This window comes from Kitasatospora sp. NPDC052896 (assembly GCF_044547075.1).
Lineage (GTDB): Bacteria > Actinomycetota > Actinomycetes > Streptomycetales > Streptomycetaceae > Kitasatospora.
This window is the reverse complement of record NZ_JBITZU010000010.1, coordinates 160,776-183,682: the sequence shown is the minus strand read 5'-3', so window position 1 is coordinate 183,682 and position 22,907 is coordinate 160,776. Positions and strand designations below refer to the sequence as shown.

Genomic DNA, 22,907 nt, shown 5'->3' with positions numbered 1-22,907 from the left:
GAACGCACGTACGTGTTGACGGGGCATCGGCGGCCGGACGTGGTGAGGTGATGCGGGCGGCGGGAACTGGGCCGGGATCGCCGGCCCGCCGCCCGAGACGGGGGGCGTTCATGTACGGCGTACTCAGATCCGTTGCCGCGGCGGCCAGTGCCGTCAGCGCACTGCTGGGTCCAGCGATGGCCCCGGCCGGCTCCGGGGCCGTGGCGGCGGTCGCCCCTCAGTCCGCGTGGGCCGCCGAGGACGTACGGGGCGAGGGAGACGGCACGCTCATCACCCGCCTGCACACACCCCCTACCGGCACGTCGATCGCCTCACCCGCGCGCGACACCCTCTTCGCCTGCAAAGGGGGGACCCTCACCCGGCCCGACCGCCCGTGGATCGACGCACACGGTGTGATCGACGTACGCAAGCGCCCGTTCGTATCGGGCACCATGCACTGGCACCGGTACCTGAAGGTGTCGACGACCGCGACCGAGAGGCGTTTCAAGGGCAATGGCCTCCCGGGCCACCCCACCGGGCGCTTCCCCGTCCAGAAGGGCACCCCCGCCTACAAGTACTACGCGGAGACTCCCGCGCACGGGTACCCCAACGCCGCCGCGATCCCCATCAGACCGTGGAACCTCGACGTCACCGTTCCGCGCGATCCGTCTGTCCAGGCGCAGCCCACGTGCATCGACCAGCTGACGACCGGGATGGCTCTGGCGGGCGGCACCTTCCACCTGGAGGTGGCCACCGATGCGGAGGACCGACCGGTCGACCCCAACGCGGCGCTGCCGCTGGACCGCTGCTGGGGCCATCCGTACGACACGCAGTACCACTACCACGGCCCCTCGCAGACCTGCTTCGGCAGCAAGCCTTCGAGGGGATCCGTGGACACCCGTTCCCGGCACTCACCGCTCGTGGGATACGCCATCGACGGCTTCGGGATCTTCGGGCCGCGCGGCGAGGACGGAAAGATCGTCAGGAACAGCGATCTGGATGTCTGCCACGGTCACACGCACGCGATCATGTGGGACGGCAAGAGGGTCGTCATGTACCACTACCACCTCAACGGAGAGTATCCGTACTCCATCGGCTGTTTCCGGGGGAAGCCGGTGACGGTGCCCGGATCCGGGCACGGCTGGCACTAGGCACAGAACTGCCGGACGTTGATGGAACGCCTCGCGCCTCCAGCCGCTTCGAAGCCGGCCTCAAGGCCGCCCAGCGGGACTGGCTGTGGAGCGGCAGCTTCGGACGCGCCCGACGAGGAGGCCCGCCTGTCCGAGGAAGCGCTGAAGGCCACCGCCGCCCCGCGGGGCGGCGGCCTGCCAGGGCGGCGGATGGTCGGCGCGCCGTGCGGCCTGGCGGGGATGTTCCGCGACCGCCGCGTGCTCGGGTGGTGGAGCAACGCGCGAGCGGCCCGTCGGCGGATGGGATGCCGCCGGCGGGCCGCTCGGGTCGGGTCAGGCGAGGGCGAGGAAGAGCTTCTCCAGCTCGGCCTCGGACATCGGTGGCGCGTCGCCGTCCGCGGTGGCCAGGCACTGGCGCATGCCGCTGGCCACGATCTTGAAGCCGGCCCGGTCGAGGGCACGGGAGACGGCGGCGAGTTGGGTGACGACGTCCTTGCAGTCGCGGCCGGCTTCGATCATGGCGATGACGCCGGCGAGCTGCCCCTGGGCGCGGCGCAGGCGGTTGAGGACCGCGCTCACCGCTTCTTCTTCCACCTTCACCGGTTTCCTCCTGGCTCGTGCCGACCGCTTCCCTCAGGATACCCCAGCGGGTATATGCGGGTTCAGCGGCGGACGGCGGGTTCCGGGGTGGGTGCCACCGCCCCTGCCGCGGGTGGGATTTCGGTGCGGTGGGCGCGCCCGTGCTGGAGCAGCGGCCAGGCCACGATCGCGGGGAGGGTGACCAGGACGGCCGGGCCGGTCTGGCGACCGAGGACGAACAGGCCCATGGCGACGACGAACCAGCCGAAGCCGGTGCGCAGGGTGTGCTGGGGGATCCGTCCGGCGTAGCGGCCACCGATGAGGCTGCCGAGGACGGCGGCGGCGGTGACGGCGAGGGCCAGGTTCCAGTCGAGGTGGGCACCGGAGATGTGTCCGGCGAGTCCGGCGAAGGAGTTCATGGCGATGACCAGCAGCGAGGTGCCGACGGCGATGCCCATCGGCAGGCCGGCCAGCAGGGCCAGCGCGGGCACGATGAGGAAGCCGCCGCCGGCGCCGAGGACGCCGGTGACCGCGCCCACGACGAGGCCCTGCAGGAGCAGGCGGTGGAGTGGGAGTTCGCGGTGCGCCCGCGCCTGGGTCCGGCCCGGGCGGCGGAGCATCGCGGCCGCGGTGGCGAGCATCATGAGGGCGAACGCGATCAGCAGGACGATGTCGGGGATGTGCGTGGCCGCTCGTCCGCCGGCGTAGGCGCCGGCCATGCCCGCCAGGCCGAACAGCGTCCCGGTGCGCCAGCGCACCCGGCCGGCGCGGGCGTGGGAGACCAGGCCGGCGATGCTGGTGACGCCGACGACGAACAGGGAGGTGGTGATGGCCTGCTTGGTGTCCTGGCCGGCCAGGTAGACCAGGATCGGGACGGTGAGCATGGATCCGCCACCGCCCAGGATCCCGAGGAGGACTCCGATCAGGAGTGAGGCCGCGACGGCGAGAGTGGTCACGGCCGGCTCCTGAGGGCGGTGATCACCGAGGTGATGTCGGTGCGCGGGCCGCGGTTGTAGGGGAGCTTGGCGAGCAACATGCCCATCGCGCAGGTGTTGGTGAGGGCGGCGATGGTGAGGCCGGCTCCGACGGCGGTGCCGATCAGGTGCAGGCCGGGTATCGCGAGGCCGGCCAGGCCGGAGACGAGCACGATCGAACCGGCGACCAGCCTCACCTGGCGTTCCAGTTCCCAGCGGGCCGCCCCGCGGGTCACCGGGCCCTTGGCTGCCTCCCAGGCGACCATGCCGCCCTCGAGGACGCGCAGGTTGGGCAGTCCGGCGTCGGCGAGCGCCTGCTCGGCCTGGGCGGCGCGGGCGCCGGAGCGGCAGATCAGGACGGTGTCCTCGTCGAGGTGGTGGAGCAGGTCGGCGCGGTGCTCGCGCAGCGTGTCCAGGGGCACGTTGTGGGCGCCGGGGAGGTGGACGGTGTGGAACTCGCCGGGAGTGCGCACGTCCAGCAGGCGCGGGCCGCTGCCGTCCTTGGTGAGTTCCCTCAGGGTGGCGGCGTCGATGCCGGCGGGGGTGCGGGTGGCGGTGGTCATGTGGTCTCCGTTGCCGGTGCTCCGGGTGGACTGAATACCCACCCGGGTATGTGTGGGGGTGTGGTGGGGCACGGGTGTCCGGCGGGGCGATGGGGGTGGTCCGCCGTCGGACACCGGCGGGGGTGGGGTCAGGCGGTGGTGGGTTCGACGAGCGGTGCCCAGGCGCCGTAGCCGCCGAGGAGGTCGGAGACGTCCTCGAAGCCGTGGTGGCGCAGCAGGCTGGCGGCGATGGAGGAGCGGTGTCCGCCGGCGCAGTGCAGGACCAGGGGGCGGTCGGTGGGGATCTCGTCCAGGCGGTGGGGCAGTTCGCCGAGCGCGATGTGGAGTGAGCCGTCGATGTGGCCGCCGGCGCGTTCGGAGCAGGTGCGGACGTCCAGGACCAGCGGGGGCCGGTCGCCGGCCAGCGCGGTGCGCAGTTGGTCGGCGGTCAGGCGGCTGGCCGGGGTGACCTGGTCGGGCATGGCGGCGAGGGCCTCGTCGGGGTCGCGCAGGTAGCCGGCGTGGTGGTCGAAGCCGATGCGGGCGAGGCGGGTGGTGATCTCCTCCTCGCGGTTCTGGGGCGCGATGACCAGGATGCGGCTGTCGGGGGTCAGGACGGTGCCGGCCTGTTCGGCGAAGCGGCCGTCGGCGGGGATGTTGATCGCGCCGCGCAGGTGGCCGGTGCCGAACTCCTGTGGGCCGCGGGCATCCACCACCACCGCTCCGGCGGCGCGCTCGGCGCGGAACTCCTCCGGCGACAGCGGTCGGGGGGCGGCGGTGGGGTCGAACAGGTCGCGTTCCTGGCGGTTGAGGGTGGCGTCGTAGGCGAAGTAGCCGGGTGCGGCGGACTGTCCGGCGGTGACGATGGCGACGAAGTCGTCCTCGCTCATGGGCTGGCAGGCGTAGTTGGTGGCGCGCTGGGCGCCGATGGTGGACTGCTTCTCGGTGGAGAGGTTCTTGCCGCAGGCCGAGCCGGCGCCGTGGGCGGGGAAGACGCGCACCTCGTCGGGCAGGGCCATCAGCCTGTGCTGGACGCTGTGGTGGAGCATCCGGCCGAGTTCCTCGGCCGTGACGCCCGCCGAGGCGAGCAGGTCGGGCCGGCCGACGTCGCCGATGAACAGGGCGTCTCCGGTCAGCACGCCGTAGGGGACCTCGTCGGCGGCGTGCTCGAAGACCAGGACGCTGATCGACTCCGGGGTGTGGCCGGGGGTCTCCATGGTCTGCAGGGTCACCTCGCCGAGGCTGATCCGCTCGCCGTCGGCGAGGTGGCGGATCGGGTACTCGGTCTCGGCCCGCTTCCCGTAGCCGATCCACGCGCCGGTGCGGGCGGCCATCTCCAGGTGACCGGCGACGAAGTCGGCGTGGAAGTGGGTGTTGATGACCGCCTCGACGGTGAAACCGTGCGCCCGGGCGTCGGCCAGGTACTGGGAGACGTCCCGGCGCGGGTCGACGACCACCGCCTTGCCGGTGGACTCGTCGGCGATCATGTACGACGCCTGGGAGAGGCAGTCGAGGTAGTACTGGGCGAAGAACACGGGGAACAACCTCCTGATCGGGGACCCCTGGGGCTCGGCATACCCGTGGGGGTATAAAAACTGGTAGGGCGAGGCCGCGGCCGGTCGGTGACGGACCACGACTTCAGGTGAACTGCGGCACGGAGGCGCGCCGGGTGGCGCGGTAGCGGATCAGCGGATTCGGTCCGGCGGAGGGAGAGGCGTCCCGCGCGGGCCCGGCCTGGTACTCCTCCACCTCGCGCACGCCCGGGACGGAACCGCCATCAGCCCGGGCCGCGACGAAGGCGTCGAGGTCGATCACGGGTCACGCCGCTCCTCCATATACCCCCCTAGGTATCTTGCCCTCGAACGTAACGCCCTGGCGTGGCCCTCGTCAAATACCCACTGGGGTATCTGGGTGAAGCGACAAGCGGTTCGCGTCGGAGGCCGGGCGCACTGGCGACGAGAGCACCGCGGTCGGGGCGAGGACCCGCCGGAGGGCTGACCACCCTCGATCCCGCATCCCCGCCCCGGGCCGGATGGCGGGAAGGGTGTCGGAATGCCGCGCGGGGCGCGGCGGTGGCGCGGGATGCGGGGCCGGATATGACCGTGGGGCGCCGATCGCGGACAGAGAGTGACGACCACATCCGACAACGCGGCGTCCTCGAACCCGCTACCGTCCGTTTTTCTTTGTCTCAAGCACTGGTAAATGTTTTGTCAACTGCCGGCAAGTTGGCACGCTGGAGGACTCCCCCGTCGCACCGGCGGTGGATCCCCAACCCCGAGGAGCCCCAGCCAACATGTCGAACCGCACCACCGGCCGTTCCCTGTCCCGTCGCACGACCGTCGGCCGCGCCGCTCTTGCCACGCTCGCCCTGACCGGGATCGGCATCAGTGCCGCTCCGGGCGCGATGGCACAGACCGCCAGCACACCCGCACCGAAGACGCCGGCGACGTCGACCGTCTACAGCACCGCGACCGGCGGGCACACCGTCGCGCTCACCTTCGACGACGGCCCGGGCCCGTACACCGGACAGGTCCTCGACCTGCTCGCGCAGTACCACGCCAAGGCGACGTTCTGCGAGATAGGCCCGCAGGCCACCGCCAACCCGGCCCTGGTCAAGCGGATCATCGCGGCCGGTCACCGGCTCTGCGACCACACCGTGCACCACCCCCAGCCGATGCGGACCCTCCCGCACGACCAGCAGGTCAGCGAGATCGACGGGGCCAAGGACATGATCGCCAAGGCCGGTGGACCGGGTACCCAGGTCACCTGGTACCGCGCCCCCGGCGGGGACTTCACGACCGGCACCAGCCAGATCGCCGTGCAGGACGGCCTGCGGCCGCTCGGCTGGACCGTCGACCCGCGCGACTGGGCGCGCCCCGGAGTCGACTCGATCGTCGCCACGGTCAAGCAGGAGCTGCGCCCCGGCGGGATCATCCTGATGCACGACGGCGGCGGCGACCGCAGCCAGACCGTCGACGCCCTGCGCCAGCTGTTGCCGTGGCTGGTCCAGCAGGGCTACACCTTCGACTTCCCGGCGAGCTGATCCGGGTCGCCCACCTCCCGCCCAGGGGCGGGAGGTGGGCGACCCCGGGGGGTGCCTCCATGCCGTTCGCCAAGCGAGGCGGGGGGCTGCGCTCGCAGAAGGTGCCGTCGCAGAGCACGGGAGCGAGCCGACGGAGTGCAACACGCGCGTGCGACGCCGGGAGGCACCGCGTAGTGCGCGGTGCCTCCCGGCACATCCGATCGGATCAGGCCTCGAGCAGGCCCCGGCCCCAGCCGGGCCTCACGGCTCCTGCCCGAGTTCGGCCAGGCGGTCCTCGACCTGCCTGCCGAGTTCGGTGAGCAGGTCGAGCTGTTCCGGGGTGAGGTGGTCGATGAACACCCTCCGCACGTCGGCCACGTGCGGCCCGGCCGCGGCCTCCACGGCCCGTCTCCCCTGCTCGGTCAGGATGACGTACGCGCCGCGCTGGTCGGTGGGGCACTGCCCGCGGGTCACCAGACCGCGACTGACCATCCGCGTCAGGTGCTGCGAGAGCCGGCTCTTCTCCCAGCGCAGGATCTTCGCGAGCTCGAAGGCCCTGAGCCGCTCGTCCGGCGCCTCGGAGAGCCTCGCGAGCACCGAGTAGTCGGAGCCCGACATCCCGCTCTGCTTGCGCAACTGGCGCTCCAGGTACTGGAACAGGTCGGCCTGCAGGGTCAGCAGGCCCCGCCAGGCGCTCTGCTCGCGCTCGTTCAGCCACCGGTTCTCGTTCATGCAGATGATCCTATCCGATTTGGTTGACATACGAACCATTCATGCCTACCTTGGTTAACAGGTCAACCACTTGGAGAGCATCATGATGAACCGCGCCGTTGTACGTCGGGCCACCACCGTCACCACCTCCCTGCTGCTGGCAGGCGCAGCCGCCCTCGGCGTCGCCGGCCAGGCCACGGCCGCCACCGTTCCGGCCGCTCCCGTCGCGGCCGTCTCGCGGGCCGGAGCCACCGACGACAGCACCCTGCGGATCGGCTCGCTGCCCCTCCACCGGATCCCCGCCGACCACCGCGCGCACGAGTTCAGCGTCTTCTACGACCGGGGCACCCAGGCCCCCCAGGCCCTGCAGATCCTCGTCCTCTCGCCGGAGCACGGCCCCTACCTCCAGGCCGACGACGTCCGCCTGGACTGGTTCAACCCCGCCACCCGGCACTGGGAGCCCCAGGCCCTGGAGTCGCAGACCGGGACGCTCTACACCCCGATCCCCCCCATCGGCAACGTCCTCACCGACGGCGGCACCACCACCGCCCGCTACCGGCTCACCGTCCAGCACACCCTGCCCGCCGGGCAGCAGCACCTGACCGTGCTGCCCCGCAGCATCCACTACGTCCCCGGGACGCCCGCGGCCGCACCGGCGGCACGCTGACACCACCCCCGGGACGAGTGCCGGCGCGCGGAGCGCGGCACCTTGCCCGGCGGTCGAAGGCGAAGCGACTGATGGCCCGAGGGGCTTGTCGAGCCGACACCGGGCCGGTCGCTCCCCTCCCACAAGAGCGCCCAGGAACCCGCCCGGCCGTCGCCCGGCCGGAAGGAAGGGACGCTGACGGCAGATCAGGCAGGGCCCCGACCGTCGCGGGACAGCAGGAGGCGCACCCGGGTCCGCATCGGCCCCGCGCTCCGGTGTTCGCGGGCCCGTACACGACGGAGGCCACGCGCCCCGAGCCGCCCCCCGCACCCGGCGATGGTAATGTCCGAATTCAACCAGTCTGACACCCCTCGCCAAGGCGCGATCCACGCCTGGATGGCGGACAGTGTGGGTGTCTTCATCCGACCGCATCCGTCCCTCCGACGCGGGAGGTCCCGCGATGAACGCGACACTCACGCTCCCGGTGCGGGAGCAGCCCGACTTCGACGCCGGTGAGGTGTACTTCATCGGCAACGCCACGACGTTGATCCGTTTCGCGGGGTTCACGATCCTGACCGACCCCGCGTTCCTGCACAAGGGAGGGCACGTTCACCTCGGGCACGGGATCTACGCCCGGCGTGAGGTCGATCCGGCCTGCCAGGTCGCCGATCTGCCCCCACTGGACCTGATCGTCCTGTCGCATTATCACGCCGACCACTTCGACGAGGTCGCGGCCCGGGATCTGGACAAGGACGTCCCGGTCGTCAGCACGCACCACGCGATCAAGCAACTGCGCCCGCTGGGTTTCGCCAACGGGCACGCGCTCGACACCTGGGAGAGCCAGACCGTGCGCAGGGGCGACGCCCGGCTCGAAGTGACGGCCATGCCGGCCGAGCACACCAGCGACTTCGAGCTGGCGGACATGCTCATGCCGGTCAACGGCACCCTGCTGGACTTCTACAACGGCGAGCAGCGGCTGTACCGGCTCTACATCAGCGGCGACACCATGCTGCACAACCGGCTGTACGACATCCCCCGCCACTACCCCGGCATCGACCTGGGCATGTTCCACGCCGGCGGGACCACGCTGTTCCTCACCACGGTGACCATGACCGGGGCCCAGGCCGTCCGCTGTGCGGAGATCGTCAGGCCGCGCACCGCGATCCCGATCCACTACAACGACTTCTCGGTGTTCCTGTCCGGGCTCGACGACTTCAAGCAGGCCGCCGCCGCGTCCTCGGCACCCATCGAGTTCCACTACTTGACGCACGGCGATCGTTACCGGTTCGCGCCAACGCGGTAGACCGCGCGGGCGGCCACGACCCAGGGCGGCTTCGGCCGTGCGACGACGGCGGCCGGTGGTGTCAGGCTCGCTCGTACGGCCGGTCGTCTTCCGTTGCCGGTGGCGGGACCCGGTCGACGGCTCGCGCCTCGTCGCCGTCAGGAGACGGTGGTGCTCTGGGACGCGCGGGAAGCAGGGCCCGGTGCGGGGCTCCACCCCGGGAGGCGGCCTTCCTCGGTGCCGTGCCGGGTGGTGGTGCTCTGGCGGGCGTGGCGTCGGGTGAGAGTGGCCAGGGCGGCGATGGTGATGCCGCAGCCGGTGATGATCCACCAGGCGGGACGGCTCGCGTGGTCGAACGTGCTGGCGGCGTGGCTGGTGGCGGGGAGGGTGGCGCCGATGACGGCGACGCCGAGGGCGCTGCCGATCTGACGGCTGGTGGTGGTGATGGCGGAGGCCACGCCGGCTTGGGCGCGGGGCATGCCGGAGACGGCGGTGTGGGTGATGGGGGCGTTGACGAGCCCGAAGCCGACGCCGAAGAGCAGGTAGCAGGCCAGCAGGAGTGGGGCGTGCCGCTGGGCGCCCAGGAGGGCCAGGAGTCCGGCGAGAGTGGTGGCGGCGCCGGAGAGCATCAGGGGCAGGTGGGGGCCGCGGGTGGCGGTGAGGTGTCCGGCCAGGGGCGGGCAGACGATGGTCATGACCGCCATGGGCAGCAGGTGGAGGCCGGCCTGCCAGGCGTCCAAGCCGCGGGCGTCCTGGAGTTCGAGGGCGGTGAGGAAGAGGAAGCCGCTCAGGGCGGCGAAGGCGCACACGGCGCTGAGAGCGGACGCGGTGAACGGGACCTGGCGGAAGAAGCGCAGTTCGATCAGCGGCTCGCGTTGGGCGAGTTCGGCGGCGATCAGTGCGGGCAGTGCCACGGCGGCGGTGATGGCGCAGGCCAGGACCTGGGCGGAGGTCCAGCCCGTGGCCGGGCCTTGGATGACGGCGTAGACGGTGGTGGCGAGCAGCACGATGACCAGCAGCTGGCCGGCCGCGTCCAGGCGGCGGGGGTGCGGGGCACGGGATTCGGGCAGCTTGCCGGTCAGGGCCAGTGCGAGGATGCCGACGGGCAGGTTGATCAGGAAGATCCAGCGCCAGCCGGCGGTGTCGACCAACAGGCCGCCGAGCAGGGGGCCGACGGCCAGGGTGACGCCCTGGACCGCGCTCCAGACGCCGATGGCGCGGGCGCGTTCGCGGCGGTCGGTGAAGACGTTGGTGATGATGGCCATGGCGACGGGGGTGAGCATGCAGCCGCCGACGGCCTGGAGGGCACGGAAGGCGATCAGCCAGCCGAGGGTGGGGGCGAGGGAGCACAGCAGGGAGGCGGTGGTGAACAGGGCGAGCCCGGCGCGGAAGACGCGGCGGCGGCCCATCCGGTCACCGGCCGAACCGGCGAGCAGCAGCAGGGAGGAGAGGACGACGAGGTAGGCGTCGACGGTCCACTGCAGTCCGGCGGTTGAGGTGCCGAAGTCGTGCTGGATGGCCGGCAGTGCGGTGTTCAGGGCGGTGTTGTCGAGGCTGACGAGGAACAGGGCTGAGCAGCACACGGCAAGGACCAGAAGCCGCTGCCTCGGGGACAGCTCGGACACGACACCACCTCGGGGAAGAACGGTTCGGGACGGGTTGTGGGAGTGGACGGGGGCGGTGGCGGCGCACCGGCCCCGGGCCGGAAGGCGTGCGCCGAGGCACCGGGGCGGTGCGCCGCCGGGGTTCACCAGCGCAGGAGCCGGCCGGTCGCGGCCAGGCGGTCGAGCACTTCGCGTGTGGTGGCGCTGGCCCGGGGGCGGTCGCCGTGGGCGAGGTGGGCGATCTCGGCGATCTCCGAGCACGGCAGCGGTGTGCCGGTGGGCACGGCGGTGCGGCACACCGTGCGCACGATCGTCCCGGTGGGTTCGCCGTCGGCCCGGGCCTCCACCACCAGCAGGGGGGTGATGGTGGAGGAGTCCAGGGTGATGCCGAGTTCCTCGCGGACCTCACGGACCAGGGTCTGCTCGATGGTCTCGCCGGGCTCGGGTTTGCCGCCGGGCAGGTAGAAGCGTTCGCGGCCGTGGGTGCGGGCGGTCAGGAGCCGGCCCGCGTCCAGGTGGATCCAGGCCACCTTCTCGATCGCGTCGGGCACGGCGGGCTCAGGCGGTGGGGACGCCGGCCACGCGGCGCTCGCCGCCGTTGCGCTCCTGCCAGAACCGGTAGACCTCGACGGCGTCCTCACGGGGCTCGTGGCGCATGGGCAGCCGGCGGTCCTGCCAGGGCTTGGCGAACTCGTCGTAGAAGGTGTTCAGTTCGAAGTACTTGCGGTCGTCGACGTAGTGGGGCTCGTAGGCGTCGCGGGTGGTGAGGAAGACGACCTCGTCCGGGGAGCAGTAGTACAGCGAGCCCAGGCACATCGGGCAGGGGTGGGCGAGGACGTAGATGGTGGTGCCGGTCAGGTGCTCGGCGCCCAGCTTCGTGCAGGCCTCGCGGATGGCGAGGATCTCCGCGTGAGCGGTGGGGTCGCCGGTCTGGGCGACCCTGTTGGGGCTCTCGGCGAGGATCTCGCCGTCCTTGACGATGACGGTCGCGAACGGTCGGCCGCCCTCGGCGACGTTCTGGCGGGCGATGTCGATGGTGCGCTGGACGAAGTCCATGGAGGTCTCCGGAGGTGGAAGGGGGATGCGGGGCCGCCTCGCGGGGCGGCGTGCGGGCCCGGGCGCCGCGGGGCGGGCCGGCCGGAAGGGTGGCCCGGCCCGCCCCGTTGCTGCCCGCTGTGTGCGGGGCCTTGGTGTCGGGTCAGAAGGGCTTGGTCGGCAGGTACTTGCCGTCCAGGGTGATGACGGCACGCTCGCCGCCCTCGGGGTCGGCGACCTTCTTCACGTCGAGCTTGAAGTTGATCGCGGAGATGATGCCGTCGCCGAACTCCTCGTGGACCAGGGCCTTGAGGGTGGTGCCGTAGACCTGGAGCATCTCGTAGAAGCGGTAGATGGTCGGGTCGGTCGGGATGCCGCCGGGGATCGAACCGCGGGTCGGGATGGTCTGCAGCAGCATCGCCGCGTCCTCGTCCAGGCCCAGCAGCTCGGCGACCGCCTTGGCGGACTTCTCCGGCAGCGGGTGCTGGCCGAGTACCGCGGCGGTGGTGAAGGCCACCGACAGGCCGGAGACGTCGGCGATCTGCTGCCAGGAGAGGTTCTTGCGGGTCTTGGCCTCGACCGCGGCAACGGCCAGGGCCTCGCGGGCGGTGGAGTCGAACTGAGCGTGCACCATGATCGGTACGTCCTCTTTCTCTTGGTGTCTCTTGGGTGGACCACTTCACGAGGAGGAGGGGGTGAAGTGGCAAGCGGGTGGGTGGACGGGGTTCCCGGCACGCTGTAGCGGACGGGGAACCGGATCCGGCAGGTGGGTCAGGCCGCGAGCGCGGGGCCGGCGGTGGGCAGTTCCTCGACGCCGCCGGTGGCGATGTCGAAGACCCAGCCGTGCAGGGTGACCTTCCGCCGCGCCAGGGCGCGGGCGACCGAGGGGTGCGTGGCCAGGTTCGTCAGCTGCGCGTACACGTTCTGCCGCACCAGGGCGGGAACGTCACCGGCGGCGGTGGTGCGGGCCCGGGAGGCGTCCGCGTGCCGCAGCCAGGCGGCGACGGCCGGGGCACCGCCGAGGTCGTGGTCCTGGGCGAGGGCGGTCATCGCGCCGCACGCGGAGTGGCCGCAGACGATGATGTCCCGCACGCCCAGTGCGGCGACGGCGTACTCGATGCTCGCCGCCACCCCGTCGGCTTCGGGGCGGTAGGCGGGCACCAGGTTGCCCGCGGTGCGGATGACGAACAGGTCGCCCGGCTCGGCACCGGTGATCAGCTCGGGCACGACGCGGGCGTCGGAGCAGCCGATGAACAGCGTGTGCGGCGTGTGGTTCGTGGCCAGGTGGGCGAAGAGCTCCGCCTTGGCCGGGAAGACGTCCCGCTGGAAACGGGCGACGCCCTCGGTGAGGTCCTGCATGGGTCACTTCCTTCGGTGGCGACCGGCCCCTCCGGGCTGGTGAGATCCACCATGCATGACCTGTACGTATAGTGTCCAAGAGCTGCTAACCATGGAACCCATTGGTCACATCTATAGTCTCTTCCATGGCCGCTCTCGAACTGCGTCACCTGCGCTACCTGCTCGCCGTCGCCGAACACGGCAACTTCACCCGCGCCGCCGATGACCTGCACATCTCCCAGCCCACGCTCTCCCAGCAGATCAAGCAGTTGGAGCGAACCCTGGGTGTGCAACTGCTGGACCGCACCGGCCGCACGGTACGGCTCACCGACGCCGGCGCCGTCTACACCGACCACGCCCGGCGCGCACTGCGCGACCTGGCCGCCGCCGAACGCGCCGTCCACGACGTCCAGGACCTCTCCCGCGGCCACCTGCGCCTGGGCGTCACCCCCACCTTCACCGCCTACCTCATCGGCCCGCTCACCGCCGAACTCCACACCCGCCACCCCGGCATCAGCCTCACCCTGGCGGAGACGACCCAGGACCGCATCGAAGCCGCCCTGCTCGCCGACGACCTCGACCTCGGCATCGCCTTCACCGGCCCCCACCCGCCCGGCATCACCGCCACCCCGCTGTTCACCGAGGCCCTCAGCCTCGTCACCAGCACCCCGCACGCCCCCACGACACCGGCCCCGCTACCCGTCCACGCCCTGACGGGCGAACAACTGGCGCTGCTCAGCGGTGACTTCGCCACCCGCAGCCACATCGACGGCTACTTCGCCGACCACCGCATCGCCCCCCGCATCACGGTGGAGGCCAACTCCATCCAGGCCCTCACCGAAATCGTCCGACGCACCCCCCTGGCCACCGTCCTGCCCGACGCCATCACCCACGACCACCCCCACCTCACCCCCGTCCCCCTCGACCCGCCCCTGCCCACCCGCACCGTCACCCTCCTGCACCGGCAGGGCGCCTACCGCAGCGCCGCCACCCGCGCCTTCACCGAGCTCACCCACGACCTCGTCCAAGCCCGCGGCTACACCCCACCGCCATGCCGACCCCCGAAGTAGGCGGGGGTGCGCGCGAGTTGGAGCGGGCCGCGGGCAGGCCCCGGTGCACGGTCCGGCGCGGCCACCGGGACGGGGGTGGGATCGGCGCGCCGGCGGATGGACCTCGCCGCCGGCACCCCGCCCGCCTAGGTGGCCGGCGACGGCGGGTGGGCGCCCGCAGTGTTGCGGGGTCCCCCGCCGTGGGCCAGGCTGGGAGACGCGGCGCGCCGGCGGGCACATTCCCGTTCGGACCGGCCGCCGGGGGCGGTGCGGCCCCGCGCACGCGTGGATTGCCCATGGATTGCCGGTGGGACGATGAGATCCTTCGTGTTCAGAGGACCGGGCGAAGTGGGCGTCGTGGAGAAACCGATCCCCCGGCCCGGACCCAACGACGCCGTGGTGCTCACGACCGCGGCCATGGTGTGCACTTCCGATGTCCACACGGTGAGGGGCGCGATCCCGGTCCGCTCCGGCGTCACCCTGGGACACGAGGCCGTGGGAACGGTCCATGCGCTCGGATCGGCCGTCGAGGGGATCCGCGTCGGCGAGCGCGTCGCGGCGAGCGGGGTCACCCCCTGCTTCCAGTGCGAGTTCTGTCAGCGCGGGCTCTCCTCGCAGTGCGGCGGCAGGATGCTGGGGGGCGCCAAGTTCACCGTCCAGGTGGACGGGAACCTGGCCCAGTACTTCCTCGTCAACAACGCGCAGGCGAACCTCGCCCCGATTCCCGACGCCCTCTCCGACCATCAGGCGCTGTACGCGACGGACATGCTGTCGACCGGGTTCGTGGCGGCCGAGCACGCGGAACTCGACTTCGGCCACACCGTCGCGATCTTCGCGCAGGGAGCCGTGGGTCTTTCGGCCACCATCGGGTGCGGGCTGCGCGGTGCCGGCCTCATCATCGCCGTCGAGTCGCTGCCCGAACGCGCGGAGCTGGCACGTCACTTCGGTGCCGACGTGGTCGTCGACCACACGCGATGCGATCCGGTGGCGCGGATCCTGGAACTGACGGACGGCCAGGGCGTCGATGCCGCGATAGAGGCGCTGGGAACGCCCGCGACCTGGGAAGCGACGTTGCGCGTCACCAAACCCGGCGGGCGCGTCTCCAACGTCGGCTACCACGGCGAGGTGTCCGAACCGCTGACCATCCCCCTGGAGGCGTTCGGATACGGCATGTCCGACAAGCAGGTCTACGGCGGGCTCAACCGGGGAGGCCGGGAGCGGCTGCGCCGCATCTTCCGGCTGATGGAGAACGGCAGGGTCGACCCGACCCGGATGACCACGCACGAGTTCGGCTTCGACGAGATCGAGCGGGCCTTTTCGATGATGGCGGAACGGGCCGACGGGATCATCAAGCCGCTGATCCACTTCGGGTGAGCCGCCACAGACCGGCGAGCTCGTAGCAGACCCCGTTCACCAGCTGCAGCAGCACCAGCGTGACCGGCCGGAGCGACGCCCCGAGGCGGGGCACCAGGTCCACCGGCAGGGTGTGGGCCATGACGATCCGCGCGGCGGCGTCGAGCAGCATCGCCACCCCCCGGATCGCGGTCGGGACCCGCCAGATCCGCCGGAAGGCCGGCTCGCGCTTCCACAGCACGTCCCAGGAGGTGCCGTCGGAACGGAACCGCCCGGGGTGGTCGGGCCCAGGGTGGTCGGGCCCGGGGTGGTCGGGTCGGTCATGGCAGCCTGCCGGTGGCGAGCAGGACCAAGGCGGTGACCGAGTAACGGGCGAACCCGCGTTCGCCGGGCGGTCCGCATCGCCTATCGTCGAGACGCGGCGGACACGTCGCGCGATCGAGGGGGTCGTACGGGATGGCGGCAGGGGCTGCGGAGGCTTCCGGGGCAGGGTCGGGCTCGTTCTACCGGGCGCTGGGCGAGGGCCGGTTCGAGAGCACCGGGCACACGGCGGGGCCGTGGAGCCCGAAGGCGCAGCACGCCGGCCCGCCGTCCGCGCTGCTGGGCCGCGCGTTGGAGCGGCACGAGGCGCGCGAGGGGTCGCGGATCGCCCGGGTGACGCTGGAGATTCCGCGCCCGGTACCGGTGGACGAACTGACGGTGGCGGTGCGCACCGTCCGCTCGGGCGCGCGCACCGAGCTGCTCGAGGGTGAGATCACGGCGCGCGGCCAGGTGGTGATGCTGGCCCGCGCCTGGCGGGTGACGGCGAGCCCGCGGGACACGCCGTCGCTGCGCCCCGAGCCGGGCCCGCCGCCGCTGCCGGGGCCGCAGCCCCCGGCGGCGCTGCGCGGCGCCTACCTGGACGGTTACGTCTCGGCGATGGAGTGGCGTTGGCCGGCGGGCCAGGACTTCGACCGGCCGGGCCCCGGCACGGCCTGGGCCCGCCAGCGGGTGCCGCTGGTGGCGGGCGAGGCGGACACCCCGCTGACCCGCGCGCTCACCCTGGCCGACAGCAACTGGGCGGTGGCCTTCGAGCTGGACCACGTGCGCCAGCAGGTGATCAACACCGATGTCACGCTGGCCCTGCACCGGGACCCGGTCGGCGAGTGGCTCTGCCTGAGCGCGGCGACCACCGCCAGCCCGGCGGGCTCGGGCCTGGCGCTCGGCCGGCTGGACGACGAGCTGGGCGACTGCGGCCGGGTGCTGCAGACGCTGTTCGTCGCGGAGCGCTGACGGGTGGTCGAGGGTTGGCGGAACGTCGAGGCTCGGCGCGCCCGGCACGGGGGCGGGGCCGTCGTGGCGGCTCCGCGATCACCGCGCCCTTGATCCACCTTTTCTTGATCCTTTCTCGCCGCGCGCCTTAGGGTGACGGTCATGGAGCTCACCCCGCGCCTGCTCGAGCAGTTCGTGGTGCTCGCCGAGGAGCAGCACTTCGGCCGGGCCGCCCAGCGGTTGTCGATGAGTCAGCCGCCGCTCAGCCAGGCGATCCAGCGGCTGGAGCGCGGCCTCGGCGTGCTGCTGCTGGAACGCACCGGTCGGGGTGTGCGGTTGACGGCGGCCGGGGCGGCCTTCGCGGCGGACGCCGGCCGGCTGCTGGCGGCGCAGGACGCGGCCGTGGCGCGGGTCCGCCGGATCTCCCGGGGCATCGAGGGCACCGTCCAGGTCGGTTGTGTGAGCAGCCTCGGCTACTGGCACCTGCCCCGGCTGCTCGCGGTGGCCGCCCGGGAGGTGCCGAACATCCAACTGAACGTCCTTCAGCGGGGCTCGGCCGAACTGGCCGAGCAGGTCCGGCAGGGGGCGGTGGACCTGGCGCTGGTCCGGCTGCCGGTCGCCGACCTCGCGGGTCTGGAGGTGCGGGAGGTGGCCCAGGAGCGCACCGTGCTGGCCGTCCCGCTCGGCCATCCGCTCGCCGGAGCCGCCTCGGTTGCGCTCCCCCGGCTCCGTGACGAGGAGTTCGTCACCGCCGACCCGCAGGCCATGTCGCGGTTCCGTGAGCTGACACAGGACGCCTGCCGGGAGGCCGGCTTCATCCCGCGCAGCCGTGCCCAGGCCGAGGACCTGACCAGCATGCTGGGCTACACCGCGGCCGGGGTGTGCTGCAGCTTCGTCCCGGAGCGGGTCGCGGCGCTCGGTCACTCCATGGTCCGCTTCGTCCCGCTCGAGGGCGACGCCGACCGGTTGGTGACCACGGTGGCGGCGCTGAGCCGCCCGGACGCCGACCCGGCCGTCGTCACCCTGCTGGAGCTGATGGAACGTCACCGCATCGAGATCGAGGGCCCCGGGGCGGCGCGCGCACCGGAAACGGATCCCGGTGCCGAGAGTGGGGAGCCGTCACCAGGCGAGCGGTGAGGCGCCCAGCGGCTCCGCGGTGCGGGCCAGGCGCGGCACCAGCGAGGAGTAACCCACCTGGGTCGGCAGGTAGCAGACTTCGCCGAACGGCCCGTGCACGGTGGCCAGTTCGGCCCCGGGCCGCGAGGGGTCGGGAGCGGGCAGCCCGGCCACCTGCCCGCGGGGCAGCAGGCCGAGGTCCTGCACCCACATGCAGACCTTCGCCAGGTCGACGTGGACCCGGTAGCTGCCGCCCTCCCGGGCCCGGCGGCGCAGTGCCTCCAGTGCCCCGGCGGTGCCCAGCACGGCGGCGAGATAGTCGTTGAGCAGATGGGTCGGGGGCAGTCGGGGCGCGTCGAAGGAGCCCTCCTCGGCCGCGAAGCCGGTTGCGGCGGAGGCCAGTTGGTCGAAGCCGCCACGTCGCGCCCAGGGGCCCTCGGTACCCCAGCCGTGGAAGTCCAGCACGACCAGTCCGGGCCGCCGCTCGACCAGCGCCGCCGGGCCGAAGCCCTTGCCGTCCAGGTTCAGGTAGTTGCAGACGTAGAGGTCGGCGCCGGCCAGGGTGGACCAGAAGGCGGTGGCCTGGGCCGGGTCGACCAGATCGCAGAAGGCGGCGCGCTTGCCGATACCGGTCTCGACGATCATCCCGACCGGGTCCGGGTGGCTGGGCGCGGACATGTGCAGCACCTCCGCGCCCAGTTCGGCGGTGATCCGCGCGGCGATCGGGCCGGCGATCACATGGGTGTTGTCCAACACCCGCACCCCTGCCAGCGGCAGGCCGCCGCCCGCCGCCCGGAACGGCTCCGGCGCGCTCTCCCCGAGCTTCTCGATCCGGATCAGCGGCCCGTCCGCCAGCAGCCGGCCCTGCGGATGCCGCCGCCACTCCTCCCGGGTCCGCACCGCGATCGCGGTGCCGCCCCGCGCGCAGATCGCGTCCTCCAGCCCCAGCGCGTCCCACCGGGCGACGGCCGCGGCGATCCGCTCCCGGTCCGGCGGGCAGTCCAGCACCTGGCAGGCGATGTCCCGCAGCTGCGGGTAGGAGAGCAGCACGTAGACGAAGCGGCCGTCGGCGGCGCGGTAGAAGTCGCTGTTGCCAAGGAGGTTGGGGTCCTCCAGCAGTTGCCTGACCGGCACGCCCCGCATCCGGGTGAAGAACACCGCCATCAGCTGACGCACCGCCGCCCGCACGGAGACCGTGACGTCCTGCGCCGTGCCGCCACGCTCCCGGTGGACGGCGGCGACCTCGGTGCCCAGCGCGGCCAGCGCGGCTGCCGCCGCGTCGCCGATCCGGTGCACCGAGGGCGTCACCGGGTCGGCCCCGGAGATCGTCACCGTGCCGCCGGCGTCCGCCGCCGTGATCCCCAACTCGCGGTACAGGCCCGCCAGGGCGCCGTACGCCGTGCCACTGCTGCCCCGCTGCTTCCTCTGCTGCTGCTCGACTGCCATGTCCGGCTCTCTTCGGGGTGATGACGGGCCGCGTCCGACGCGGCGGCCGCCCCGATCCGGGCGGCCTCCACCAGAACAGCCGGTTCGGCTCGCACCGTCCAATACCAGTTCGCCGAGGCACCGATATGCCCTGCCCTATGACCCGAGATCGCGTCGCGGGAATATCCTCCGCCCTATCGATTCGGCGCCCAACTCGTATTGGACGGCGCCCGTTTGCGCCGGGTTCTCTGGAGACCGGAACGAGGCGGCGTGGCGCCAACCGCCCGCCGCCCGTCCGGCGCCACCCCACCCGAGACCCCAGGAGACAAGGCAAGATGACCGAGCAGCCGTGCGCCCCGTCCGGGCGAGGACTCCTCGCCGGAGTCCGCGTGGTCGAACTCGCCAGCGTGATCATGGCCCCGTACGCCGCCCAGCAGCTCGGCGACCTGGGCGCCGACGTGATCAAAGTCGAGCCGCCCGCCGGCGACATGACGCGTCACTACCCGCCGCGGCGCCATCCCGGCATGGGCGGCGCGGCGCTCAACCTGAACCGCAACAAGCGCAGCGCGGTGATCGACCTCAAGGCCCCGCACGGGCGCGACGCCCTGCTCGCGCTGCTCCGCACCTCCGACGTCTTCATCACCAACCTGCGCCCGCAGGCCCTGGCCCGGCTCCGCCTGGACCACCGGTCGGTCGCGGCCGCCAATCCCGGGCTGATCTACGCCAACGCCCAGGGCTTCCGCGGCGACAGCGGCTACGGCACCCACGCCGCCTACGACGACATCATCCAGGCGGCCAGCGGCCTGGTCTGGCTCAACCACCAGGTCTCCGGCCAGCCGCACTACGTGCCCACCCTGCTGGCCGACAAGATCTGCGGCATGCAGATCGCCCAGTCGGTGCTGGCCGCGCTGCACTACCGGGAGCACGGCGGCACCGGCCAGCACATCGAGGTCCCGATGGTCGACACCATGCTCGCCTTCAACCTGGTCGAGCACCTGGGCGCGGCCGCTCTGGAGCCCGACGGGGCCTTCGGTTCGACGCGCTCGCTCAGCCCGGAGCGCCGCGCCCAGCGCACCGCCGACGGCTGGATGTGCATCCTGCCGCAGAGCGACCGCAACTGGCGGGACTTCACCGCCTTCGTCCACCGTCCCGAACTGGCCGACGACCCGCGCTTCGCCACCGGCCCCGACCGGGCCCACAACGCCGACCAGCTCTACCGGCTGATGGCGGAGGTGACACCACGGCACACCAGCGCCCAGTGGCAGGAGTTCTGCGACCGGGTCGGCATCGCCGCCGCGCCGGTGCTCGACCTGGAGTCCGCCGCCACCACCGCCTACGCCCGCGAGGGCGGCCTGCTGCACGAAGCCGATCACCCCACCGAGGGCCGCTACCGGGTCATCGGCCGTCCGGTCCGCTACTCGGCCGACCCGAACCCGCAGCTGCGTCCCTGCCCGGCCATCGGCCAGCACACCGACGAGGTCCTGCGCGAGTGCGGCTTCGACCCCGCCCTCCTGCACCCCGCCGGTTGACCGGACTTCCCACATCCGAACACCGCGGCATCACTGACACGGAAGCGAATGGACCATGCCCACACCCCAGCTCTCCCCGATCGCGTTCCCCGAGGTCTTTCTCCCCGAACCGGCCCGCCTGCTGCGCACCGAGGTCCGCGCCTTCCTCGACGAGGAGCGCGCCCGCGGCACCGTGCTCGGCCGCCCCGACTCCTGGCTGGCCGGCTGGGATCCCGCCTTCAGCCGGCGCCTCGCCGAGCGCGGCTGGGTCGGCATGGCCCTGCCCACCGGGTACGGCGGCGCGGGGCGCGGTTTCCTGGAGCGCTACGTGGTGATCGAGGAACTGCTCGCCGCCGGCGCCCCGGTCAGCGCGCACTGGGTCTCCGACCGGCAGGCCGGCCCGTCCATCCTGCGGCACGGCACCGAGGAGCAGCGCCGCTTCTTCCTGCCCAGGATCGCCGCCGGACAGTGCTTCTTCTCCATCGGCATGAGTGAGAAGAGCAGCGGCTCCGACCTCGCCTCGGTGCGCACCCGCGCCGAACGCACCGCCAGGGGCTGGCGGCTGACCGGTACCAAGATGTGGACCGGCGGCGCCCACGCCAACGACTACGCCATCGTGCTCGCCCGCACCGACGAGGCCGAGGACAGGCACGCCGGCCTCAGCCAGTTCATCGTCGACCTGCGCGCCCCGGGCGTGCGGATCGAGCCGATCCACCTGATGAGCGGCGAGCACCGCTTCAACGCCTTCCACCTGGAGGGCGTCGACGTCCCGGAGGGCATGCTGCTCGGGCGTCAGGGTGACGGCTGGAAGCAGGTCACCGGCGAGCTGGCCTTCGAACGCAGCGGCCCGGAACGCTACCTCTCCACCTTCCCGCTGCTGGTCTCCCTGCTCCGTGAACTCGAGCAGCGCGCCGTGACGGCGGAACAACCGACCCAGCTCGGCATCCTGACGGCCCGGCTGCACAGCGTCCGCCGGCTCTCCCTCGGCGTGGCCGCCGCACTGGACGCCGCGGCCTCGCCCGACACCCAGGCCGCCCTGGTCAAGGACCTCGGCACCCGCCTGGAGGGCACGCTGATCGACACCGTCCGGGGCGTGCTGCCGACGCCGGCCGACCCGCACGCCACTCCCGGCAGCCACTCCGAACTGCTCGCCTTCGCCCTGCTGCACAGCCCTGGCTACACCCTGCGCGGCGGCACCAACGAAATCCTTCGCGGCATCATCACTCGTGGTCTGGAGCAGCACTGATGAACACCCACACCATCGTCACCGACACCCCCGTCATCTCCGCCGCCGACTACGACACCGCGGCCTTCTTCGCCGAGCCGGACGCCATCGCCGTCGTCACCAACACCACCGCCCCAAACGCCGTGGCCCTCCCGTCCCCCGACGCCAGCACGGCCGAACTCCTCGCCGCCGCCCAGGAAGCCGGACGCCGCGCCGTCCCCGCCCCGTTCGCCGAAACCGCCCTGGTCGCCCGCCCGCTGCTGCGCCGCGCCGGCCTCGCCGTCCCGGACGGTCCGCTCAGCTACGCCATCGCGCCCGAGCTGACGATCCGCCACGCCCATCCGGCCGCCTCCGCCGTCGGCTCGGCCGGCAGCGTGGGCGAGGATGACACCCTGCTGGTCACCGGCACCCTGCGGCGCGTCCCCTGGGCCCGCGCCGCCACCCGCGTGATCGTGCTGGCCACCGCCCCCTTCGGTCCCGTCCTCTTCACCCTCGCCCCGGGCCGGGCCGTCCTCACCCCCGGCGGCAACCTCGCCGAGGAACCCCGTGACGACCTGTACCTGGCCGCCCTCGAGATCCCCGCCGCGCAGGTCCGCCGGATCCCTCGGGAACTGTTCGAGGAAGCCGAACTCCGCGCGGCCCTGGCCCGGGCTGCCCTGATCGCCGGCGCCGCCGAACGCTGCGTCGAACTGACCGTCGCCCACACCAGCGCCCGCACCCAGTTCGGCCGCCCGCTCAGCCGCTTCCAGGCCGTCAAGCAGGAGGAGGCCCGGCTGATCGAGGAGAGCGCCCTGGTCCGCGCCGCCGTCCGGGCCGCCGCCGCGCCGCTGGACACCGGCGGCCCCGCCGCCCGGTTCGGCGTCGCCGCCGCCAAGACCCAGGCATCCGCCTCGGCCGCCGAGATCGCCCGGATCGCCCACCAACTGCACGGCGCCATCGGCATCACCAGACTCAGCCCGCTCCACCTGGCCACCACCCGCCTGTGGTCCTGGCGGGACGAGGACGGCGACGAGACCACCTGGGCGGCCCGCCTGGCCCGGTCCGTCACCGCCGCCACCCTGTGGCCGGCCCTGACCGCCACGCCCTGACCGCCACGTCCTGACCCCGCGCCCGCGAGGCTGAGGGGGATCCCCTCCCT

The 22,907-nt window shown here is 72.6% G+C and carries 24 protein-coding genes; 11 read left to right on the top strand and 13 right to left on the bottom strand.

Annotated elements, in window-relative coordinates:
* Positions 1-110 precede the first annotated feature (110 nt).
* Positions 111-1,130, top strand: coding sequence for a YHYH protein (locus ACIGXM_RS22150; RefSeq protein ID WP_396563421.1), 1,020 nt, complete (start codon positions 111-113; stop codon positions 1,128-1,130).
* A 312-nt stretch (positions 1,131-1,442) separates the two neighbouring features.
* Here the strand turns inward: ACIGXM_RS22150 and ACIGXM_RS22145 are convergent, their stop codons facing one another.
* The 5 genes from ACIGXM_RS22145 to ACIGXM_RS22125 form a co-directional block, all read right to left on the bottom strand.
* Positions 1,443-1,709 carry a metal-sensitive transcriptional regulator gene (locus ACIGXM_RS22145; RefSeq protein WP_396563419.1) on the bottom strand — a complete coding sequence of 89 codons (267 nt, stop codon included), beginning with the start codon at positions 1,707-1,709 and terminating at the stop codon, positions 1,443-1,445.
* A 62-nt stretch (positions 1,710-1,771) separates the two neighbouring features.
* Positions 1,772-2,644, bottom strand: a complete 873-nt coding sequence (locus ACIGXM_RS22140) for a sulfite exporter TauE/SafE family protein (protein ID WP_396563417.1) — start codon at positions 2,642-2,644, stop codon at positions 1,772-1,774.
* Complete coding sequence (locus ACIGXM_RS22135) at positions 2,641-3,225, bottom strand: rhodanese-like domain-containing protein (protein ID WP_396563415.1); 585 nt, start codon at positions 3,223-3,225, stop codon at positions 2,641-2,643. The genes ACIGXM_RS22140 and ACIGXM_RS22135 overlap by 4 nt, the downstream gene beginning before the upstream one ends.
* A 128-nt stretch (positions 3,226-3,353) precedes the next feature.
* Positions 3,354-4,739, bottom strand: a complete 1,386-nt coding sequence (locus ACIGXM_RS22130) for a rhodanese-like domain-containing protein (protein WP_396563413.1) — start codon at positions 4,737-4,739, stop codon at positions 3,354-3,356.
* 103 nt (positions 4,740-4,842) lie between these two features.
* Positions 4,843-5,019: a hypothetical protein gene (locus tag ACIGXM_RS22125; RefSeq protein ID WP_396563411.1), complete on the bottom strand. Its 177-nt coding sequence runs from the start codon at positions 5,017-5,019 to the stop codon at positions 4,843-4,845.
* Positions 5,020-5,497: 478 nt separating this feature from the next.
* Between ACIGXM_RS22125 and ACIGXM_RS22120 the strand changes: the two genes are divergently transcribed.
* Entirely contained in the window at positions 5,498-6,247 is a 750-nt protein-coding gene (locus tag ACIGXM_RS22120; RefSeq protein ID WP_396563409.1) for a polysaccharide deacetylase family protein, read from the top strand.
* Between the two features lie 240 nt (positions 6,248-6,487).
* On the opposite strand, the gene ACIGXM_RS22115 is transcribed toward ACIGXM_RS22120, so the two are convergent.
* Positions 6,488-6,958, bottom strand: a complete 471-nt coding sequence (locus ACIGXM_RS22115) for a MarR family winged helix-turn-helix transcriptional regulator (RefSeq protein WP_396563407.1) — start codon at positions 6,956-6,958, stop codon at positions 6,488-6,490.
* Between the two features lie 82 nt (positions 6,959-7,040).
* Here ACIGXM_RS22115 and ACIGXM_RS22110 point away from each other — a divergent pair, with 82 nt between their 5' ends.
* Together ACIGXM_RS22110 and ACIGXM_RS22105 are read left to right on the top strand one after the other, a co-directional pair.
* Positions 7,041-7,604, top strand: a complete 564-nt coding sequence (locus tag ACIGXM_RS22110; RefSeq protein ID WP_396563405.1) for a hypothetical protein — start codon at positions 7,041-7,043, stop codon at positions 7,602-7,604.
* 439 nt (positions 7,605-8,043) lie between these two features.
* Positions 8,044-8,886: an MBL fold metallo-hydrolase gene (locus ACIGXM_RS22105; protein ID WP_396563403.1), complete on the top strand. Its 843-nt coding sequence runs from the start codon at positions 8,044-8,046 to the stop codon at positions 8,884-8,886.
* A 137-nt stretch (positions 8,887-9,023) separates the two neighbouring features.
* Here the strand turns inward: ACIGXM_RS22105 and ACIGXM_RS22100 are convergent, their stop codons facing one another.
* The 5 genes from ACIGXM_RS22100 to ACIGXM_RS22080 form a co-directional block, all read right to left on the bottom strand.
* The gene (locus tag ACIGXM_RS22100) at positions 9,024-10,490 is read right to left on the bottom strand and encodes an MFS transporter (RefSeq protein ID WP_396563401.1); all 1,467 of its coding nucleotides are present in this window, start codon (positions 10,488-10,490) and stop codon (positions 9,024-9,026) included.
* A gap of 122 nt (positions 10,491-10,612) precedes the next feature.
* Positions 10,613-11,020: an NUDIX domain-containing protein gene (locus ACIGXM_RS22095; RefSeq protein ID WP_396563399.1), complete on the bottom strand. Its 408-nt coding sequence runs from the start codon at positions 11,018-11,020 to the stop codon at positions 10,613-10,615.
* Positions 11,021-11,027: 7 nt separating this feature from the next.
* Positions 11,028-11,525, bottom strand: a complete 498-nt coding sequence (locus ACIGXM_RS22090; protein ID WP_396563397.1) for a nucleoside deaminase — start codon at positions 11,523-11,525, stop codon at positions 11,028-11,030.
* Positions 11,526-11,667: 142 nt separating this feature from the next.
* A complete protein-coding gene (cynS, locus tag ACIGXM_RS22085) occupies positions 11,668-12,138 on the bottom strand; it encodes a cyanase (RefSeq protein ID WP_396563395.1) in 471 nt (156 codons plus the stop codon).
* A 137-nt stretch (positions 12,139-12,275) separates the two neighbouring features.
* A complete protein-coding gene (locus ACIGXM_RS22080; protein ID WP_396563393.1) occupies positions 12,276-12,863 on the bottom strand; it encodes a carbonic anhydrase in 588 nt (195 codons plus the stop codon).
* A 125-nt stretch (positions 12,864-12,988) separates the two neighbouring features.
* Between ACIGXM_RS22080 and cynR the strand changes: the two genes are divergently transcribed.
* Positions 12,989-13,912, top strand: a complete 924-nt coding sequence (gene cynR / locus ACIGXM_RS22075) for a transcriptional regulator CynR (protein ID WP_396563391.1) — start codon at positions 12,989-12,991, stop codon at positions 13,910-13,912.
* A 246-nt stretch (positions 13,913-14,158) separates the two neighbouring features.
* Complete coding sequence (locus tag ACIGXM_RS22070) at positions 14,159-15,265, top strand: zinc-binding dehydrogenase (RefSeq protein WP_396563389.1); 1,107 nt, start codon at positions 14,159-14,161, stop codon at positions 15,263-15,265.
* On the opposite strand, the gene ACIGXM_RS22065 is transcribed toward ACIGXM_RS22070, so the two are convergent.
* On the bottom strand, positions 15,240-15,485 hold the full coding sequence (locus tag ACIGXM_RS22065; protein ID WP_396563387.1) for a hypothetical protein: 246 nt from the start codon (positions 15,483-15,485) through the stop codon (positions 15,240-15,242). The genes ACIGXM_RS22070 and ACIGXM_RS22065 overlap by 26 nt on opposite strands.
* A gap of 215 nt (positions 15,486-15,700) precedes the next feature.
* Between ACIGXM_RS22065 and ACIGXM_RS22060 the strand changes: the two genes are divergently transcribed.
* Entirely contained in the window at positions 15,701-16,516 is an 816-nt protein-coding gene (locus tag ACIGXM_RS22060) for a thioesterase family protein (protein ID WP_396563385.1), read from the top strand.
* Positions 16,517-16,657: 141 nt separating this feature from the next.
* Positions 16,658-17,632, top strand: a complete 975-nt coding sequence (locus ACIGXM_RS22055; RefSeq protein WP_396563383.1) for a LysR substrate-binding domain-containing protein — start codon at positions 16,658-16,660, stop codon at positions 17,630-17,632.
* Here the strand turns inward: ACIGXM_RS22055 and ACIGXM_RS22050 are convergent.
* Entirely contained in the window at positions 17,615-19,057 is a 1,443-nt protein-coding gene (locus ACIGXM_RS22050; protein WP_396563381.1) for a CoA transferase, read from the bottom strand. The two genes, ACIGXM_RS22055 and ACIGXM_RS22050, sit on opposite strands and share 18 nt — an antisense overlap.
* 314 nt (positions 19,058-19,371) lie before the next feature.
* Here ACIGXM_RS22050 and ACIGXM_RS22045 point away from each other — a divergent pair, with 314 nt between their 5' ends.
* From ACIGXM_RS22045 to ACIGXM_RS22035, 3 genes are read left to right on the top strand one after another with little or no spacing between them, the layout of a single operon-like run.
* A complete protein-coding gene (locus ACIGXM_RS22045) occupies positions 19,372-20,565 on the top strand; it encodes a CaiB/BaiF CoA transferase family protein (protein WP_396563379.1) in 1,194 nt (397 codons plus the stop codon).
* A gap of 55 nt (positions 20,566-20,620) precedes the next feature.
* On the top strand, positions 20,621-21,790 hold the full coding sequence (locus ACIGXM_RS22040; RefSeq protein ID WP_396563377.1) for an acyl-CoA dehydrogenase family protein: 1,170 nt from the start codon (positions 20,621-20,623) through the stop codon (positions 21,788-21,790).
* Positions 21,790-22,857 carry an acyl-CoA dehydrogenase family protein gene (locus ACIGXM_RS22035; RefSeq protein ID WP_396563375.1) on the top strand — a complete coding sequence of 356 codons (1,068 nt, stop codon included), beginning with the start codon at positions 21,790-21,792 and terminating at the stop codon, positions 22,855-22,857. Before ACIGXM_RS22040 ends, ACIGXM_RS22035 begins: the two co-directional genes overlap by 1 nt.
* The last annotated feature ends 50 nt before the right edge of the window (positions 22,858-22,907 follow it).